Below are 15,646 nucleotides of genomic sequence, written 5' to 3' on the forward strand. Positions count from 1 at the left end.
GTACCCTGCGGGCCGCGGCGAATCCGGTTGCCGCGGCCGGGGGCGTGATCGACCATCAGCCGATGGAGACCATCGCGGCGATCAGTGACTACTACGAGCGGGGCGGGGAGGTGGGCCGGCTGCGGGCCGGCCGCGGCCGGCTGGAGTTCCTGCGTACCCAGGAGGTTTTGAGGAGGCTGCTGCCGCCCGCCCCGGCACGCGTGCTCGACGTCGGCGGCGGCGCCGGAGCCCACGCCCGCTGGCTGGCCGCCGACGGGCATCAGGTGCGGCTGGTGGATCCGATGCCGTTGCACGTCCAGCACGCCGGCGCGATCGACGGAGTCGACGCCGTCCTCGGCGACGCCCGCCGCCTCGCCGAGCCGGACGCCGCCTACCAGGCCACGCTGCTGCTCGGGCCGCTCTATCACCTGCCCGACCGCCGGGACCGGGTGACGGCGCTGCGCGAGGCGGCCCGGGTCACGGCGCCCGGTGGCATCGTCGCCGCGGCGACGATCAGCCGGTATGCCGGGCTCTACGACACCCTGGTCCGGGGCCGCTACATCGAGCCGGAGGTCCGCCGGATCACCGACGAGGAGGTCGTCACCGGCGTGCACCACCCCTTCGACCAGGATCTTTTCACCCTCGCCTATTTCCATCACCCCGACGAGATCGTGGACGAGTTCGCCGAGGCCGGGCTGACCCGGGCGTCGAGGTACGCGCTGGAGGGCGGAGCCTGGCTGTTCGCCGACCGGGACGGCTGGCTCGAGGGCGACGAGCGCACGGCCGCGTTGCTGGACGCCCTCCGCTCCGTCGAACAGGAACCCAGCCTGTTCGGCATCAGCTCCCACCTGCTGACCGTGTCGGTCGTCCGGTGACTAGAGGCGGTCCAGCTGTTCCTCGAGGTGGAAGACCTGGTCGAGGACGAGCATGCCCTCGTCCGGGCGGGCGTCGCCGAGGGCGGGAAAGAATGTGGCCATGGCGGCCTGCCAGCGGGCGTTGACCTCGGTGCGGGCCATCGCCTCCTGGGCGGCGGCGAAGTCGTCGGTCTGGAGGGTGCCGACGAGCAGGCCGTCGGGGCGCAGGAAGAGGCGGTAGTCGCGCCAGCCGGTGGCGGCCAGCGCCCGCAGCATCTCCGGCCAGACGGCGGCGTGGACCGCGCGGTACTCGTCGAGCCTCGCCGGGTCGACCTGGAGGGTGAAGCAGACGTGCGTCATCGGGGGCTCCTTCGGATCATGGCTCGCCCGCCATCATGACCGCTCAGCAGGTGGAGTGGAACAGACCTCCCACCGGCCGCGTCCCGGCCAGCTCGTTGTAGATCCGGACCGCCTCGGTGGTCTCCGCCTCGTGCACGGTGACGCCCGGTCCCGTAGCGCCCGCAGGGTGGCCGGATCGATCTGGAGCACCAGGTCCATGCCACGGGACAGCACCACCGTGGTGGCGCCGTGCTCCAGCAGCTCCTCGACGTCGGCGGGCTGGATGCCGGGGCTGTGCCGGGTGCCGGTCTCGGTCCAGTCCCAGGGCCGGCCGCCGCCGGGCCAGAGTTTGAAGTCCTTGCCGGGCGGCAGGCCCTCGACCGTCATCTCGCCCCACGACACCGACGTGATCCGCGGCGATTCCGCCATCGCTCCTCCTCGACTCACCGGCCGACGATAGCCTGCTACTTTATTTCGCATGCGAAATAAAGACGTCAGGATCGGGGAGATCACCGGTACGTGGTGGGAGCCGGACGAGGAACCCACGGCGGTGCTGGTGGTGCACCCGGCGACGGCGACGCCGGCCGGGTTCTACCGGGCGTTCGCGGAGTTCCTGGTGGAGAACCGGATCGCCGTGGTCACCTACGACTACCGGGGCACCGGGCGCTCCGGGTCGCCGCGCGAGCACCCGGGTCTGGGTATGCGCGACTGGATCGAGCACGACGTGCCGGCGGTGACCGCCTGGGCGCGGGAGCGGTTCCCGGGGCTGCCGCAGCTCGCCGTCGGGCACAGCATCGGCGGGCACGCCCTGGCGCTCGGGCACGGCGGACCGGAGCTGACCGCGTTCGCGCTGGTCGCCGCGCATGTGGCGACCATCCGGGCGATTCCGGGCCGGGTCGAGCGGATGCGCGTACGCCTGGTGTTGAATCTTCTCGGTCCGGCGCTCGGCGCCGTGCTCGGCTATGTCCCGGCCCGCCGGATGGGTCTGGGCGAGGACATCCCGGTGGCCGCGGTCCGGCAGTGGGGCGGCTGGGGCCGCCTGCCGGGCTATCTGTTCGACGATCCGGCGATGCGGGCGGCGGAGCGGGCCGCCGCGGTGACGCAGCCGGTGCTGATGATCGGGCTCAGCGACGACCCGTGGGCGACGCCGGAGCAGGTCGACGCGCTCGCCGCCCGGCTGACCGGCGCCCGGGTGGAGCGCCGCACCTGGACCCCGGCCGACGCGGGCGTCCCGCACGTCGGTCACCATGGGTTCATGCGGCGCACCGTTCGTGACACTCTCTGGCCCGACCTGCTGACGTGGTTCCAGAAGCGGATGGCGGACGTGGCCTGATGGCACACCGGCTGGTGTTCGACCTGTTGACGGCCGAGCGCTCGGTCCGTCGCTGGATCGACGCCCGGTCCGGCGACAGCGGCATCGGGGCGGCCGGGGCCGGGGTGCTGTTCCATCTGGCCGCCCACGGTGACGCGCTGATCGGCGACGTGGGCGCCGCCCTGGGCGCGTCGCCGTCCGGGGTGAGCGGTCTGGTCAGCCGGCTGGAGAAGGGCGGCTTCGTGGCCAAGGCGCCGGACGCCGGCGACGCCCGCGCGGTGCGGCTGACCCTGACCCCGCTGGGCCGGCAGGCGGTGGGGGCGGCCCGCGAGGTGGTGGCCGAGCTGAACGCGGAGCTGACCGACGGATTCACGGCCGCCGAACTCGACGTGGTCGCCCGCTGGCTGGGACGAACGACACAGCGCCTGAGTTGAGCGGTACTTCCGCTGACGCCCGGGGCATACCAAGGTGATGAGTGGGTGCCCTGAGCTGAGGGAGTGCTGATGCGTCATCGAGTGGTAGTCGTGGGGGCCGGCTTCGGCGGCCTCTTCGCGATCAAGGCGCTCCGCCACGCGGACGTCGACATCACCCTGGTCAACGGTACGGCGTACCACCTCTTCCAGCCGCTGCTCTACCAGGTGGCCACCGGCATCCTGTCCGAGGGCGAGGTGGCGCCGCCGATCCGGGAGGTGCTGCGCCGGCAGAAGAACGTGGACGTCCGCCTCGGCTGGGTGCGGGACGTGGACGTCGAGGCCAAGGTGGTCTCGGTGGCCGGGCCGGGCATCGACTACACGGTGGAGTACGACACGCTGATCGTGGCGGCCGGCGCCTCCCAGTCGTATTTCGGCAACGACGAGTTCGCCGACCACGCGCCGGGCATGAAGAGCGTCGACGACGCCCTGGAGCTGCGGGCCCGGATCTTCGGCGCGTTCGAGGTGGCCGACCTGCACACCGACCCGGAGACGATCGAGCGGTGGCTGACGTTCGTGGTGGTCGGGGCGGGCCCGACCGGCACCGAGATGGCCGGCCAGATCGCCGAACTGGCGCACCGCAACCTGCGCGGCCAGTTCCGGCACATCGACTCGCGCAAGGCGCGGATCCTGCTGGTCGACGCGGTCGGCTCGGTGCTCAGCACGTTCGGCGACCAGCTCGCCGGCAAGGCCGAGCGGCAGCTGGCGAAGCTGGGCGTGGAGGTGCGGACGGACACCCGGGTGGTGGCGGTCGACGCGACCGGCATCGAGGTGGAGTCCGGCGGGCGCCGCGAGCGGATCCCGGCGATGACGAAGGTGTGGGCGGCCGGGGTGGCGGCCCCGCCGCTGGCCGCCCGGCTGGCCGCGGAGACCGGGGCGAAGACCGACCGGGCCGGCCGGATCCTGGTCGAGCCGGACACCACCCTGCCCGCGCACCCGGAGATCTTCGTGCTCGGCGACATGATGAGCCTGGCCGGCGAGGACGGGCGGCCGCTGCCCGGGGTGGCGCAGGTGGCCATCCAGAGCGGCCGGCACGCGGCCGACCAGATCAAACGGCGGCTCGCCGGCAAGGAGAGCGGTCAGCCGTTCCGCTATTTCGACAAGGGCAGCCTGGCGACGATCTCCCGCTTCTCGGCGGTGGCGAGCATCTGGAAGTTGCGGTTGTCCGGCTTCCCGGCCTGGGTGGTGTGGGTGGCGGTGCACCTGTTCTACCTGGTCGGCTTCAAGAACCGGGTGACCGCGGTGCTGCACTGGTTCGTCAGTTTCCTGGGCCGGGGCCGGTCGGAGCGGGTGGCCACTCAGCAGCAGGCGTTCGCGCGCCAGGCGATCCGGGCCTACGGTGATCCGTTCCGCCGGGCCTCCGGGGCGGAGGCCGAGGTCGGGTAGCGTGTAGCGGCCCGCAGAAAGTCATGAGGAAGGCTCACCATTGGTCCCGGTCACAGTGTCAACGCCCGTGGTGTCGCGAGTCCGGACCCTGGCGCCGGTCTTTCACGAGCTGACCCTGTTCCACGGGAGCATGGGCGCCGGCAAGTCGACGCTGGCGCTGCAGAACGCGTACAACCGGCGGCAGGCGGGCCGGCCCGGGATCCTGCTCACCAGCATGGACCGGGCCGGCGCCGGGGTGATGTCGTCGCGGCTGGGGGTGGCGGCGGACGCCATCGAGGTGACCGACGGCACCGAGCTGACCGCGCTGATCGCCGACGAGGTGCCGGCCGGCGGCTTCGTGATCGTCGACGAGGCGCAGTTCCTGCGGCCGGAGCAGGTGGAGCAGCTGGCCTGGGCGGTCGACGAGCTGTGTGTGGACGTGGACGCCTACGCCATCTCCACCGACTTCATGTCCCGGTTGTTCCCGGGCGCGCGGCGGCTGCTGGAGCTGGCCGACAACATCGTGTCGCTCCAGGTGGAGGTGACCTGCTGGTGCGGGCGCCCGGGCCGGCAGAACGCGCGGATCGAGGACGGCCGGGTGGCCCGCTCGGGCGCGCAGGTGGCGGTCGGTGACACGTCCGACGCGGCCGAGGTGACGTACCGGGTGCTGTGCCGGCGGCATTGGCGCGACGGGGTGGCCGGGCCGGATTCGGTGACCGTGGAAACGAACTTCTAGCGCCAAGTCCCGACATTCTCGATACGCCGGGAGGTCGACGGCGGGGCATTCCTCTAGGGTGTGCCCCGCTTTTGATCATCCAACGTGGAGGGTTGTCATGCCTCGCGCGGGCCTCGGGCCGCTGCTCACCATGCTGGTGGGCGCCCTGTTACCGGCCTCCTGCGCGAGCGGCCCGGCCGCCGTGGGCGCCGCCCGGGTCACCGTTCCGGACCTGATCGGCGCGGACGCCGACGCGATCGGCGAGCAGAGCGCCCAGGCCGGGGTGAAGCCGATCCTGCGCTACCGGTGGGACTCGACGGCCGCCCCGCGCACGGTGATCGCGGTGGCCCCGGCGCCGGGCACCACCGTCGAGCGCGGCACCAGCATCACGATCGAGGTGGCCGGCGCGCCGGGGGCCTCGCTGGACGAGCGGATCACCGCGGACCGGGAGCACTTCGTCGGCCTCGGCACCGACCCGGACGGCACGCTGGTGATCGCCGTGGCGGCCGGCGCCGACCGGGCCGCGGCCGTGGCGGCCCTCGGCCCTACCCTGCTGAACCGGCGGTTCCGTACCGTCGTCTGCCCGGTGACACACGCCGACCTGGAACGGATCCGGGCCGAGGTGAGCGCCACCGCGTCGCTGCACGCCACCGGCTACACGGTGGATCTGGAGGCCACGGCGTGCGCGGTCCGGCTGACCGGCGACATCGCGCCGCCGGTCGTCGCGGCCCTGCGTCAGCGGTACGGCGGCACGCTGATCGTCAGCGGCGGCCCGGGCCCGACGCCGCACACGTGACGGTCCGGGTCACGGGTAGATCATCCAGCCGCGCAGGTCCCCCTGCGGGTCGAACAGGTAGCCGCCGTCACCGACGCTGTGCCGGGCCGGGTCGGCGTTGGAGAGGATCGGCTTGGTGAGCCCCCAGTACTTGTGGTCGGCGGTGTTCTCGCCCTTGCCGACGTGCACCCAGACGTCGCCGCCGGCGGGCACGACCGTGCCGGCCGGGAAGGTGTAGCGGCGCAGGCCGGAGTCGCGCACCCACCAGCCGGCGATCGGCACGGCGGTGGTGGAGGGGTTGTGCACCTGGAACCACTCGCCGTTGAGGTTCTGCTCGTCGGCGCCGTCCGGGTCCGGGTTGACGGTCAGGGTGAGGCCGCTGTTCTGGGCCGGGCCGGCGCCGCAGCTGTCGGTGTCGTAGAGCTCGCGGTGCTCGGCGGCGGCCTGCACGCCGGCCACCCGGTAGGCGTCGTCCCAGGCCCACTCGCCGGGGAAGGGCAGCCAGAGCGCGTGGCCGCTGCGGATCATCTGCTGGCCGACGTCCTGCCACCTGCCGCCGACCTTGACGGCGACCGAGCGCAGTAGCCGGTCACCGCTCTTGCTGGAGCTCTTGAGCGAGGTGAGCCGCACCTTGTTGCCACCGGACCGCAGGATCTTCTCGAGGCGGGTGGTGGCGGCCAGCGCGTGACAGTCTCCCCTGCGGCGTTCCGGCTTGGGGGAATACTTCGTCTGCTCCATCGCCTGGATGCCGAGGATCCGCACCGAGACGAGGTTCTTGGTGCCGTCGCCGGCCAGGTCGACCCGGATGGTGTCGCCGTCGGGCGCCCAGTCGACCGTGCCGGTCCACACCTGGCAGCGGGGGCTGCCGGCGACCGCCCGGCAGGCTGTGGTCGCGGCTTCGGCCGGGGCGGCGAGACCGGTCAGGGAGAGCGTGGCGGCGGTGGCCAGGGCGCCCAGGCGTCGAAACATGACGCCTCTATCGGTCCCGGTCGACGGTGGTTGAGGATTCGGGGCTTCTTCTCCGGCCAGATCGTTAGCTAGGCTAAGCAACATGCCGTCCGTACCGCGCCGTGCTCCCAAAGGCGGTATCCACCCGGATCCTTCGAAGAGCTGGCTACGGCGCGCCTGGCCGATCGTCCGCGCCCACCGCGCCCTGCTCGCCACGTCACTGACGTGCTCGTTCGCCGGCCTCGTCGTCCAGGTGTGGATCCCCGACCTGGTCCGGGCCGGCATCGACGAGGCACTGGTGGACCGCACCGGCGACCTGACCGTGTATGTCGGCCTGATCGCCGCGCTGGCCGTCACCCAAGGCGTGATCAACTTCCTGGCCCGGCTCTATCTGCTGCGTACGGCGTACGAGATGGAGTACGACCTGCGCAACATCGTCTTCACCCACCTGATGCGGATGTCGTACGCCTTCTACGACCGCGCCCAGTCCGGCGAACTGCTGTCCCGGGCCACCAGCGACATCCGGGCCGTGCAGATGTACCTGGCGTTCGGCCCGTCGATCCTGGTCCAGTGCACGATCGCGGGCGTCGCCTTCGCCCTGATGCTGTCCATCAACGCCCCGCTGGCCGTGGTGGCGATGGTGACCATGCCGGTGATCGCGGTCCTCGGCGTCCGCATGCGCAAGGCGATCTTCCCGGTCTCCTGGCTGATCCAGTCCCGGCTGGCCGGCGTCGCCACCGTGGTCGACGAGAACGTGCAGGGCGTGCGGATCGTCAAGGCGTTCGCGGCCGAGCAGCAGCAGGTCGACACGCTGGCCCGGGCCGCCGACCGGGTCCGCTGGGCCTACACCACCGACTCGCGGATCCGCGGCCGCTGGCTCCCGGTGATGGACAACCTGCCCCGGCTCGGCCTGGCCATGGTCCTGCTGATCGGCGGTTTGATGGTGCTCGACGGGAACGCGACCGTCGGCACGATCGTGGCGTTCAACTCCTACGTGCTGATGCTCCAGCCGCCGTTCCGGATGCTCGGCATGATCATCATGATGGGGCAGCGGGCGGCCGCGTCGGCCCAGCGCATCTACGAGATCCTGGACACCCCCGCCGAGGTCGTCGACCCGGTGACCCCGGTGGTGCCGGAACCCCGCGGGGACGTTCGGTTCGAGGGCGCGCGGTTCGCGTACCCCGATGGGACCGTGGCTCTGGACGGCCTGGACCTGCACGTCCGGCCGGGTGAGACGGTGGCCCTGGTCGGCGCGACCGGCAGCGGCAAGTCGACGGTGGCGCGGCTCGCCGCGCGTTTCTACGACGTGACGGCGGGGCGGGTGCTGATCGACGGCGCCGACGTCCGCGACTATCCCCTCGACACGCTGCGCGACCGGGTCGGGATCGTGCCGGACGAGCCGTTCCTGTTCTCCGTGTCGCTGCACGACAACATCGCTTTCGGACATCCAGGCGCGACACGCGAGCAGGTGGTGACCGCCGCCGTCGCCGCGGGCGCGCACGCGTTCATCGAAAATCTCCCCCAGGGGTACGACACGGTCGTCGGCGAACGCGGCTACACCCTCTCCGGCGGGCAGCGGCAGCGGGTCGCGATCGCCCGCGCGCTGCTGGTCAATCCGCCGGTGCTGATCCTGGACGACGCCACGAGCGCGATCGACGTCCGTGTCGAGCACGAGATCCACGAGGCGCTGCGCGACCTGATGCACGACCGCACCACGATCGTGGTCGCCCACCGGCTCGCCACGATCGGGCTGGCAGACCGGGTCGTCCTGATCGAGAACGGTCGCGCGGTCGCGTCCGGCACCCACGCGGAACTGCTGGCGAACGAGCCCCGCTACCGCCGCGTTCTCGCCACCAGCGTCGCGGAGGTGACGGCATGAGCATGTTCGGCGGGGGATTCGGCGGGCCAGGTGGCGGGCCCGGCTCCGGACCGGTCGGCGGCCTCAGCGGTACCGGCGCCGGCGGCCGCGACCGGCGGCAGGGCGGCCCTGGCGCGTTCGCCGGGATCCCACCGGAACTCGCCGCCGGGGTGGCCGCGCTGGAGGCCCGCGAACCCGTGCACCCGGCGCCGGACGAGCCGTTCACACAGGCACCGGACGGCGGCCGGCTCAGCCTCTGGTCGCTGCTGTCCGGCCGGCCGGCACTGCTCGTGGCGGCGGCCGTCGCGGTGCTGGTGGAGGCGCTGCTGCTGCAATCCGGGCCGTACCTGGTCCAGGTCGGCATCGACCACGGCATCGTGGCCCGCGACGTACCGGTCCTGATCCTGGCGGCCGTGGCGTTCCTCGCCTCGGTCGCCCTCACCGCGCTGGCCTCGTCCGTCCGGATCCGGCAGAGCGGCCGGCTCGCCGCCTACGCCACCCGTGACTTGCGGGTCCGCGTCTTCGCCCAGTTGCAGCGGCTGAGCCTCGACCACTACACCAGCGAGAAGGCCGGGGTCACGCTCACCCGGATGACCTCGGACGTCGAGGCGTTGCAGCACCTGCTGTCCGAGGGGTTCGCCCAGTTCCTCATCCACGGGCTCACCATGGTCGTCGTCACCACGATCCTGGTGCACTACGACGCGTTGCTGGCGGCGATCACCCTGGTCCTGGTGGTGCCGCCGCTGCTGCTGCTCACACTCTGGTTCCGCGGGGCCGCCGACGTCGGCTACCAGCGGCAGCGCGACACCATCGCGGCCCTCTTCACCCACCTCTCCGAGAGCCTGTACGGCGTACGCGTCATCACCGCCCACAACCAGCAGGACCGCAGCGTCACCGGGCACCGCGAGGTGGTCGGCGACTACCGTGACGCGAACGACCACACCGGACGGATCAGCGCCGTCTACGGCCCCGGCACCTCGGTGATCGGCCTGCTCGGGCTGGCCGCGCTGCTGCTGATCGGCGGCCACATGGTGCTCGACGGCACCCTCACCATCGGCGAGCTGACCGCGTTCGTGCTCTACCTGAACGCGTTCTTCCAGCCGGTCCAGCAGCTCGTCCAGCTCTACACCAACTACCAGCAGGCCCGCGCCGCGCTCGGCAAGCTCCGCGGGCTGCTCGGGACGGCACCGGCCGTCCGCGAGGCGCCTGGCGCGATCCCGTTGCCCCCGGCCGACGGCGCCATCGAACTGCGCGGCGTCACCTTCGGCTACGACCCGGAACGCCCGGTGCTGCGCGACGTCAGCCTGCGGATCGCCCCCGGCGAGACGATCGCGTGCGTCGGCCCGACCGGGGCCGGCAAGTCCACTCTGGCCAAACTGGTGGCCCGGCTCTACGATCCGGACGAAGGCCTCGTCCTGATCGACGGCCACGACCTGCGCGACGTCACCCTCGACTCGCTGCACCGGCAGGTCGGCGTGGTCCCGCAGGAGCCGTTCCTGTTCGCCGGCACGCTGCGCGACAACATCGCCTTCGCCCGCCCGTCGGTGCCCGACGAGGTGGTGTGGGCGGCGGTCGACGCGGTCGGGCTGCGGGACCTGGTCGACCGCTCCCCCGGCGGCCTGCACACGGTTCTGCACGAGCGCGGCCAGTCGGTGTCGTCCGGTGAACGTCAGCTGATCGCGCTGGCCCGGGTCTTCGTGGCCGAACCCCGGGTGGTCGTGCTCGACGAGGCCACCTCCAGCCTCGACCTGCGGTCCGAGCTGCGGGTGGAGGCGGCGATCCAGCGGCTCCTCGACGGCCGGACCGCGATCCTGGTGGCCCACCGGCTCTCCACGGCGCGGCGCGCCGACCGGGTGATCGTCGTCGACGACGGCGGCATCGTGGAATCGGGCGCGCACGACGAGCTGCTCAGGGCCGGGGGCCGCTACGCGGCCATGTACTCGACCTGGGAGTCACACACCATCTCCGGTACGGACGTCGCCGCCCCCGGCCACGGTTGACCCCGTCCGGCGGGGCCGGGGTGCGACATCAGCTGTAGGAGCAGGGGGATCCGTTGACGGTGCAGGAGGAGGGGCGGCCGTCCGTGCCCGTGTGGGCGTACTGGAAACGCAGCGGGGCACTCGACCCGGCGGCGACCGGTGCGCCGGAGCGCCAGATGTAGCGGTCGCCCGACCGGCTCAGCGTGGGCTGTGGCGCGGACTCGACCCAGGACGTGCGCAGTTCGCCCACCTCGTCCGGGAACACCAGCTCGACCACCCAGTCGGCGGGTGCCGCTCCCGCGTTGGTCACCAGGACCTCGCCGATGAACTCCCGGTCGTAGGGGGCCATCACCCGGTACGCGCCGGTGACCGTGGGCGCGGGACTCGACGGGCGCGCGACGGCCGGAGGCCTGGTCGACGGCCGGGTCGACGGCGTCCGCACCGGGAGCCGGGTGTAGGACGGCCGCACCACGGGCGACCGGGCGCCCGGCGCCGACGGTGCCGGTGTCGGCGCCGACGAGGTGACCGCGGCGGGCCGCAGTGGGGCGGGGAGGGTGCGTCCCGGTGCCGCCCCGACGGTGACGTCCTCACGGTCCGGCGACAGCAACCGGAAACCGGTCAGCACGACCATGAACAGCAGCAGGCCGACGGCAATGACGATCGGCAGCCAGGGCAGCGACTCCGCCAGGCCTTCCCGGAATCCGCCCTCCCGGAACGCCGTCTTTCTCATCTACCGAACGCCCCCATCACAGCACGATTGTGTGAACGAGCACACACTATGCCCGGCACCCCATCACGAATCAACAGCGATCTCTGTGGCCGAAACTGATCAGCCGAGCCGGGAGAACACCAGATCGTGCACCGCGGCCAGCAGATCGCCGTCCCGTTCGGAATGGGCGGTCACGGTGACCGCCGCCCGCCGCCGCGGGTCGACGATCGCGTACTGGCCGTAGGCGCCGTCCATCCGGTAGGCGCCGTCGTGCGCCAGCCAGACGCCCAGCCCGTACCCGTGCTCGTAGGCGGGTCCGAACCCGATCCCGCCGGTGTCGACGCGCTCCCCGGTCATCCGCCGCACCCAGCCCTCGGGCAGGATCCGGCGGCCCGCCCACTCGCCGTCGTCGAGCAGCAGCCGGGCGAACCGGGCCAGCTCCGCGGTGGTGAGGTAGAGCTCGCTCTCGCCGAACGGGAATCCCAGCGGGCAGGCGCGCCAGACCGGATCGTGCAGGCCGAGCGGCCGGAACAGGCGCGGCAGCAGGAACTCCCGCAGGTCGGCGCCGGACACCCGGGCGATGACCCGGCCGATCGCGTACGGGCCCGAGCCGGTGTACCGGAACCGCGTCCCCGGGGCCGCCTCCATCGTCGCGGCGGCGATCTCGGTCAGCAGGTCGTGGGCGTCGATCCGCTGGTGGGCGAACCACTGATGCCCGGTCCCGCTGGTCATCGTCGTCAGGTGCCGCAGCGTGACCGCCTCGAACCCGTCCGCCGCGAGCCCGCGCAGCTCCGGCAGGTGGTCCAGCAGCCGGTCGTCCAGCCCGAGCCGCCCCTCGGCCTCGGCCATCCCGAGCGCGACGGCCGTGAACGTCTTCGCCACCGAGTACAGATTGACCCGCTCATCCGGCCGGAAGCGATGCTCCACCGGCGGCCGCCCGTCGACGTGCACATGGATCCCGTAGGCGCCGAGGCCCCGCTCCCGATCCGCCCGGACGAAGTCCTCCAGCATCCCCGCAGGCTACGGCAGAGCCCGCCGACGGTCGTGGACGTTTCACCACCGAAGACGGTGGCGAAACGTCAACGATCGCGCCGTTCGGCGGGAGCTCCTAGCCCGCGGTCCAGAACAGGGCCCGGGCGTAGCCGGCGTACAGGCCCTTCGGGTGGGCCCGGAACAGCGGCTCGGTGCCGAACAGGACCGCGTTGCCGCCGCCGGGCGTGACGCCGGAGACGACGGCGGCCTGACCGGCGGCCTGGGCCGGGCCGTTGGTTCCGGTGCCGGCGGGCAGCCAGTGGCCGGCGACCAGCGGGTCCGCGCCGTAGCGCTGCTCCACGGTGAAGCCGGTGCCGGTGAACCAGAGCGGCGAGTAGACGAACGCGTGCGGCGGGGAGCCGGCGCCCACGATCGGGCCCTCGTTCGTCACGGTGACCACGCCGTTGGCGTCGCCGCGGCCGGCCACCGCGGTCGCCGGCAGCACCTTCGCGGCGGCGTTGAAGGCGGCTCCGGTGGCGCCCCGGGTGAGCACGCCGCCGCCACGGGCCAGGAAGGCGTCGACGGCGGCGCGGGCCGTGGCGTTCAAGGCGGTGTACGACAGACCGGACGAGACGATCAACGTGTCAACAGTGGACAGGTCGAAACCGGCGTTCAACACCGCCGTCGACACGGTCTGGACCGGGAAGCCCATCTCCTTGAGGGCGAACAGTTCGTCCGCGGAGACGGCGGCGGCGATCACCGGCTGGTCGAACACCTCACCCTTGACGCCGCGAGGGGCGGCGCTGAATCGTACGCCCAAGGTCTTGGCGAGCGCGGTGGCCTCGGATCGCGCGTCGGCCGGGACCACGACGGCGCCCGCGTCCGTACGCCGCAGTTTGATCCCCCGCGTGAGCAGCTCGTTGACCGCGCGCACATCGTTGCCGTCGCGCAGCGACAGGCTGAGGTCACGCCCGCGCGGCGCGTCGACCGAGCCGGTGGGCGCGGCTCTGGTGACCGGTGACGTGTGGACGCGCGGCAGGGTGCGGAGGCTGGCGTCGACGCCTGCGCCCCAGAGCAGGCCGTGGCTCCAGCCGGAGATGTCGTACATCTGCGGCACCAGGTCGGAGATGTCGCGGCCGGCTTCGAGGAGCACGTTCGCGAGGCCGCGCTTCGGCTGGTGCATGTCGACGATGTAGGTGCCGTCCCGGTAACGATTCCCGTTCACGGTGAAGTCGTGGCGGGCGCGGACGACCCGGACGTCGTTGGCGATCAGATGGTCGACGAGCCGGGCGGCCGCGGGCGTGCCCGCCGGGATGAGATAGGCGCGCGGGAACGTCGTCGAGTACCGGTCCTCGGGGCCGAAGCCGGGCACGAAACCGTCCGGGATCCGCGGTGACGCCTCTCCCGCCCAGCCGCGGCGGAACTGCTCGATCTGGTCGGCGAGCAGGGTGACCCGGTTGGTGTCGGCGTAGCTGAGCGCCGCCTCGATGGTCGCGGCCGCCACGTCGGTGTTGATCCGGGCGCGGCGCCGCAGCTCCTCGACCGGCAGGTTGGTGTAGTCGGCGTTGTTGACCCGCAGCGGGATCTCGACGGTGTGGCCGATCGCGCCGTGGTAGATCGCGTACATCGGGGTGAAGATCGGCGGCCAGTCGTCCCAGTCACCGGGAACGTAGTCCCGGAACGGGATGTCGGCGGCGGCCGTTTCCGGGTAGCCGAGCCGCTGGATCGCGCTTTCCATGCCGAGCGCGTTGGGCAGCGCGTGCTTGATGTAGAGGTCGTACTCGTAGTTCTGCCCGTGCGGCGGGGTGGCCGGCTCGATCAGCGTGGTGCCGGTGTAGCCGTGCTCGTCCAGCATGACGAACGGCTGCGTGCCGATGACCACGTCGCGTACCGCCCGGGACTCCGGCTGCGAACCGGTCGCGTGGTCCCGGTTGATGTCGAAGCCGGCGCTGTTCGCCCTGGTCCCGGCGATGCGGCCGTCCGGGTTGTTGGTGACGGTCACGTACACCCGGCTGCGCTCGAGGAAGCCCTTCGTCGCGGCGTCGGTGGCGGTGGCCAGGCGCTCGATGACGCGCAGCGCGCCGTCGGTGCCCTCCCACTCGTTGCCGTGGATGTTCGCGTTGATCCAGACCGGCGTCTTGTAACCGGCCCGGAGAGCGCGATCCCGCTTTGCGGCGGCCGGATTCTCCTCGATCAGCTCACGCCAGCGGTCCTGCCGGGCCGTCTCGCCCGCCCGCTCCGGGGCGGTCACCGTCACCAGATAGAGGTCGCGGCCTCCGGCCGACTTCCCGACGATCTCCGCGGACACCCGGTCCGAGGCCCGCTGCAGGGCGTTCAGCTTCGGGGCTATGTCGTGGTACGGGATGAGGCCCAGCTTGATCGACCGGTCCTCGGGATTGTCCGGCCACACCGGCAGCGTGTTCTGCCGTGGGTAGCCGTTGCGGCTCTTCAGGCTCCACGCGGACGCGGGCTCCTCCGCGAGCAGCGTCCGAGCCGAGAGTGCGGCGGCCGCGTCGACGGCGGCGATCTCGTTGCGTTCCGGCCCGTTGCCGAAGTCGCGGGTCGACGGGGTGTCGCCTGGTGCGCCCGTCGCCGGGTTGGCGAGCAGGGCGGTGGCGAGCAACGCGGCACCGAATCCGGTCAGGGTTCGTGACAAGTCCACAAAGCACCTCCGTTGGGATTCCCCGACCCTCTCCGGAGCGCTGAGGCATGCGCAATGATCTATCAGGCAGATTCACCATACCGTTAGGGTCATCCCCCGCACCTGCTATTCGACGCCCATCCCCATCGACAGGCGTTCATGTCATCGTCCGGTTCGCGCCCTCGGAGGTCGACGCTCACCCCCGCTGTTCCGCTCCCCCGGTCAGGCTCACGACGGCGCGCCAGCACATCGATCTTGGACGTTTCGCCACCGCTCTCGGTGGCAGGACGCCCAAGATCGCCAAGCCCTCGACACGCCGGCCCGCACCGCGCCAAGCGCGCCACCCACCTCCCCGCCTCCCCGCCGCCCACAGCCCCGTCACCTTGCGGCCTCGCAGCCTCGCGGCCTCGCAGCCTCGCGGCCTCGCAGTCTTGCGGCCTCGCAGTCTTGCGGCCTCGCGGCCTCGCGGCCTCGCGGCCTCGCGGCCTCACAGATCTTGGACGACAGACCACCGCGGACGGTGAGAAAGCGGCCAAGATCGCGTGGCCTGGTGGGTGCGGGACGCTCAGTGTGCTACCGGACCGCGGGGACCGGCACGGGAAACGGAACCGGAACCAGGAACCGAACCAGGAACCGAACCAGGAACCGGAGGAAACGGGAACCGGAGGAAACGGGAACGGCGCGGGCACCCGCACCGGAACGGGGACGGGGACGAGCGGGAACGGGAACG

At 72.1% G+C, this 15,646-nt stretch carries 14 protein-coding genes; 8 read left to right on the plus strand and 6 right to left on the minus strand.

All coding sequences use genetic code 11. The features are described from left to right. Positions 1-62: 62 nt before the first annotated feature. On the plus strand, positions 63-854 hold the full coding sequence (locus tag J5X75_RS27465; RefSeq protein WP_208470393.1) for a class I SAM-dependent methyltransferase: 792 nt from the start codon (positions 63-65) through the stop codon (positions 852-854). On the opposite strand, the gene J5X75_RS27470 is transcribed toward J5X75_RS27465, so the two are convergent. Together J5X75_RS27470 and J5X75_RS27475 are read right to left on the minus strand one after the other, a co-directional pair. Next, positions 855-1,193 carry an L-rhamnose mutarotase gene (locus J5X75_RS27470; RefSeq protein WP_208470394.1) on the minus strand — a complete coding sequence of 113 codons (339 nt, stop codon included), beginning with the start codon at positions 1,191-1,193 and terminating at the stop codon, positions 855-857. A gap of 33 nt (positions 1,194-1,226) precedes the next feature. Beyond that, complete coding sequence (locus tag J5X75_RS27475) at positions 1,227-1,601, minus strand: hypothetical protein (protein WP_208470395.1); 375 nt, start codon at positions 1,599-1,601, stop codon at positions 1,227-1,229. Between the two features lie 49 nt (positions 1,602-1,650). Here J5X75_RS27475 and J5X75_RS27480 point away from each other — a divergent pair, with 49 nt between their 5' ends. The 5 genes from J5X75_RS27480 to J5X75_RS27500 all read left to right on the plus strand — a co-directional run bounded on the left by J5X75_RS27480 (position 1,651) and on the right by J5X75_RS27500 (position 5,830). Further along, a complete protein-coding gene (locus tag J5X75_RS27480) occupies positions 1,651-2,505 on the plus strand; it encodes an alpha/beta hydrolase family protein (protein ID WP_208470396.1) in 855 nt (284 codons plus the stop codon). Continuing rightward, positions 2,505-2,918, plus strand: a complete 414-nt coding sequence (locus tag J5X75_RS27485) for a MarR family winged helix-turn-helix transcriptional regulator (protein WP_208470397.1) — start codon at positions 2,505-2,507, stop codon at positions 2,916-2,918. The genes J5X75_RS27480 and J5X75_RS27485 overlap by 1 nt, the downstream gene beginning before the upstream one ends. Positions 2,919-2,987: 69 nt before the next feature. Beyond that, positions 2,988-4,340, plus strand: a complete 1,353-nt coding sequence (locus tag J5X75_RS27490; protein ID WP_208470398.1) for an NAD(P)/FAD-dependent oxidoreductase — start codon at positions 2,988-2,990, stop codon at positions 4,338-4,340. Positions 4,341-4,407: 67 nt separating this feature from the next. Beyond that, positions 4,408-5,055 carry a thymidine kinase gene (locus J5X75_RS27495; RefSeq protein WP_307798287.1) on the plus strand — a complete coding sequence of 216 codons (648 nt, stop codon included), beginning with the start codon at positions 4,408-4,410 and terminating at the stop codon, positions 5,053-5,055. A 97-nt stretch (positions 5,056-5,152) separates the two neighbouring features. After that, positions 5,153-5,830, plus strand: coding sequence for a PASTA domain-containing protein (locus J5X75_RS27500; protein WP_208470399.1), 678 nt, complete (start codon positions 5,153-5,155; stop codon positions 5,828-5,830). Between the two features lie 9 nt (positions 5,831-5,839). Here J5X75_RS27500 and J5X75_RS27505 read toward each other — a convergent pair whose 3' ends face one another. Continuing rightward, positions 5,840-6,778 carry a lamin tail domain-containing protein gene (locus tag J5X75_RS27505; RefSeq protein ID WP_208470400.1) on the minus strand — a complete coding sequence of 313 codons (939 nt, stop codon included), beginning with the start codon at positions 6,776-6,778 and terminating at the stop codon, positions 5,840-5,842. Positions 6,779-6,860: 82 nt separating this feature from the next. On the opposite strand from J5X75_RS27505, the gene J5X75_RS27510 reads away from it, so the two are divergent. Together J5X75_RS27510 and J5X75_RS27515 are read left to right on the plus strand one after the other, a co-directional pair. Next, positions 6,861-8,636: an ABC transporter ATP-binding protein gene (locus J5X75_RS27510; protein WP_208470401.1), complete on the plus strand. Its 1,776-nt coding sequence runs from the start codon at positions 6,861-6,863 to the stop codon at positions 8,634-8,636. Further along, positions 8,633-10,615 (plus strand): ABC transporter ATP-binding protein, encoded by a 1,983-nt coding sequence (locus J5X75_RS27515; protein WP_208470402.1) that lies wholly within the window; start codon positions 8,633-8,635, stop codon positions 10,613-10,615. Before J5X75_RS27510 ends, J5X75_RS27515 begins: the two co-directional genes overlap by 4 nt. A gap of 28 nt (positions 10,616-10,643) precedes the next feature. Here the strand turns inward: J5X75_RS27515 and J5X75_RS27520 are convergent, their stop codons facing one another. From J5X75_RS27520 to J5X75_RS27530, 3 genes are all read right to left on the minus strand, one after another. Next, complete coding sequence (locus J5X75_RS27520) at positions 10,644-11,324, minus strand: cellulose binding domain-containing protein (protein WP_208470403.1); 681 nt, start codon at positions 11,322-11,324, stop codon at positions 10,644-10,646. 99 nt (positions 11,325-11,423) lie between these two features. Next, on the minus strand, positions 11,424-12,314 hold the full coding sequence (locus J5X75_RS27525) for a serine hydrolase domain-containing protein (protein ID WP_208470404.1): 891 nt from the start codon (positions 12,312-12,314) through the stop codon (positions 11,424-11,426). A gap of 97 nt (positions 12,315-12,411) precedes the next feature. Further along, the gene (locus J5X75_RS27530) at positions 12,412-14,937 is read right to left on the minus strand and encodes a M14 family zinc carboxypeptidase (protein WP_208470405.1); all 2,526 of its coding nucleotides are present in this window, start codon (positions 14,935-14,937) and stop codon (positions 12,412-12,414) included. Positions 14,938-15,646: the final 709 nt, after the last annotated feature.

It is taken from the genome of Actinoplanes flavus, from assembly GCF_017592555.1.
Classification (GTDB): Bacteria; Actinomycetota; Actinomycetes; order Mycobacteriales; family Micromonosporaceae; genus Actinoplanes; species Actinoplanes flavus.

Coding starts and splice junctions, on each gene's coding strand:
- J5X75_RS27500 (WP_208470399.1), top strand. CDS start 5,153: ATGCCTCGCGCGGGCCTCGGGCCGCTGCTCACCATGCTGGTGGGCGCC.
- J5X75_RS27510 (WP_208470401.1), top strand. CDS start 6,861: ATGCCGTCCGTACCGCGCCGTGCTCCCAAAGGCGGTATCCACCCGGAT.
- J5X75_RS27520 (WP_208470403.1), bottom strand. CDS start 11,324: ATGAGAAAGACGGCGTTCCGGGAGGGCGGATTCCGGGAAGGCCTGGCG.
- J5X75_RS27515 (WP_208470402.1), top strand. CDS start 8,633: ATGAGCATGTTCGGCGGGGGATTCGGCGGGCCAGGTGGCGGGCCCGGC.
- J5X75_RS27485 (WP_208470397.1), top strand. CDS start 2,505: ATGGCACACCGGCTGGTGTTCGACCTGTTGACGGCCGAGCGCTCGGTC.
- J5X75_RS27480 (WP_208470396.1), top strand. CDS start 1,651: ATGCGAAATAAAGACGTCAGGATCGGGGAGATCACCGGTACGTGGTGG.
- J5X75_RS27505 (WP_208470400.1), bottom strand. CDS start 6,778: ATGTTTCGACGCCTGGGCGCCCTGGCCACCGCCGCCACGCTCTCCCTG.
- J5X75_RS27465 (WP_208470393.1), top strand. CDS start 63: ATGGAGACCATCGCGGCGATCAGTGACTACTACGAGCGGGGCGGGGAG.
- J5X75_RS27525 (WP_208470404.1), bottom strand. CDS start 12,314: ATGCTGGAGGACTTCGTCCGGGCGGATCGGGAGCGGGGCCTCGGCGCC.
- J5X75_RS27470 (WP_208470394.1), bottom strand. CDS start 1,193: ATGACGCACGTCTGCTTCACCCTCCAGGTCGACCCGGCGAGGCTCGAC.
- J5X75_RS27490 (WP_208470398.1), top strand. CDS start 2,988: ATGCGTCATCGAGTGGTAGTCGTGGGGGCCGGCTTCGGCGGCCTCTTC.
- J5X75_RS27475 (WP_208470395.1), bottom strand. CDS start 1,601: ATGGCGGAATCGCCGCGGATCACGTCGGTGTCGTGGGGCGAGATGACG.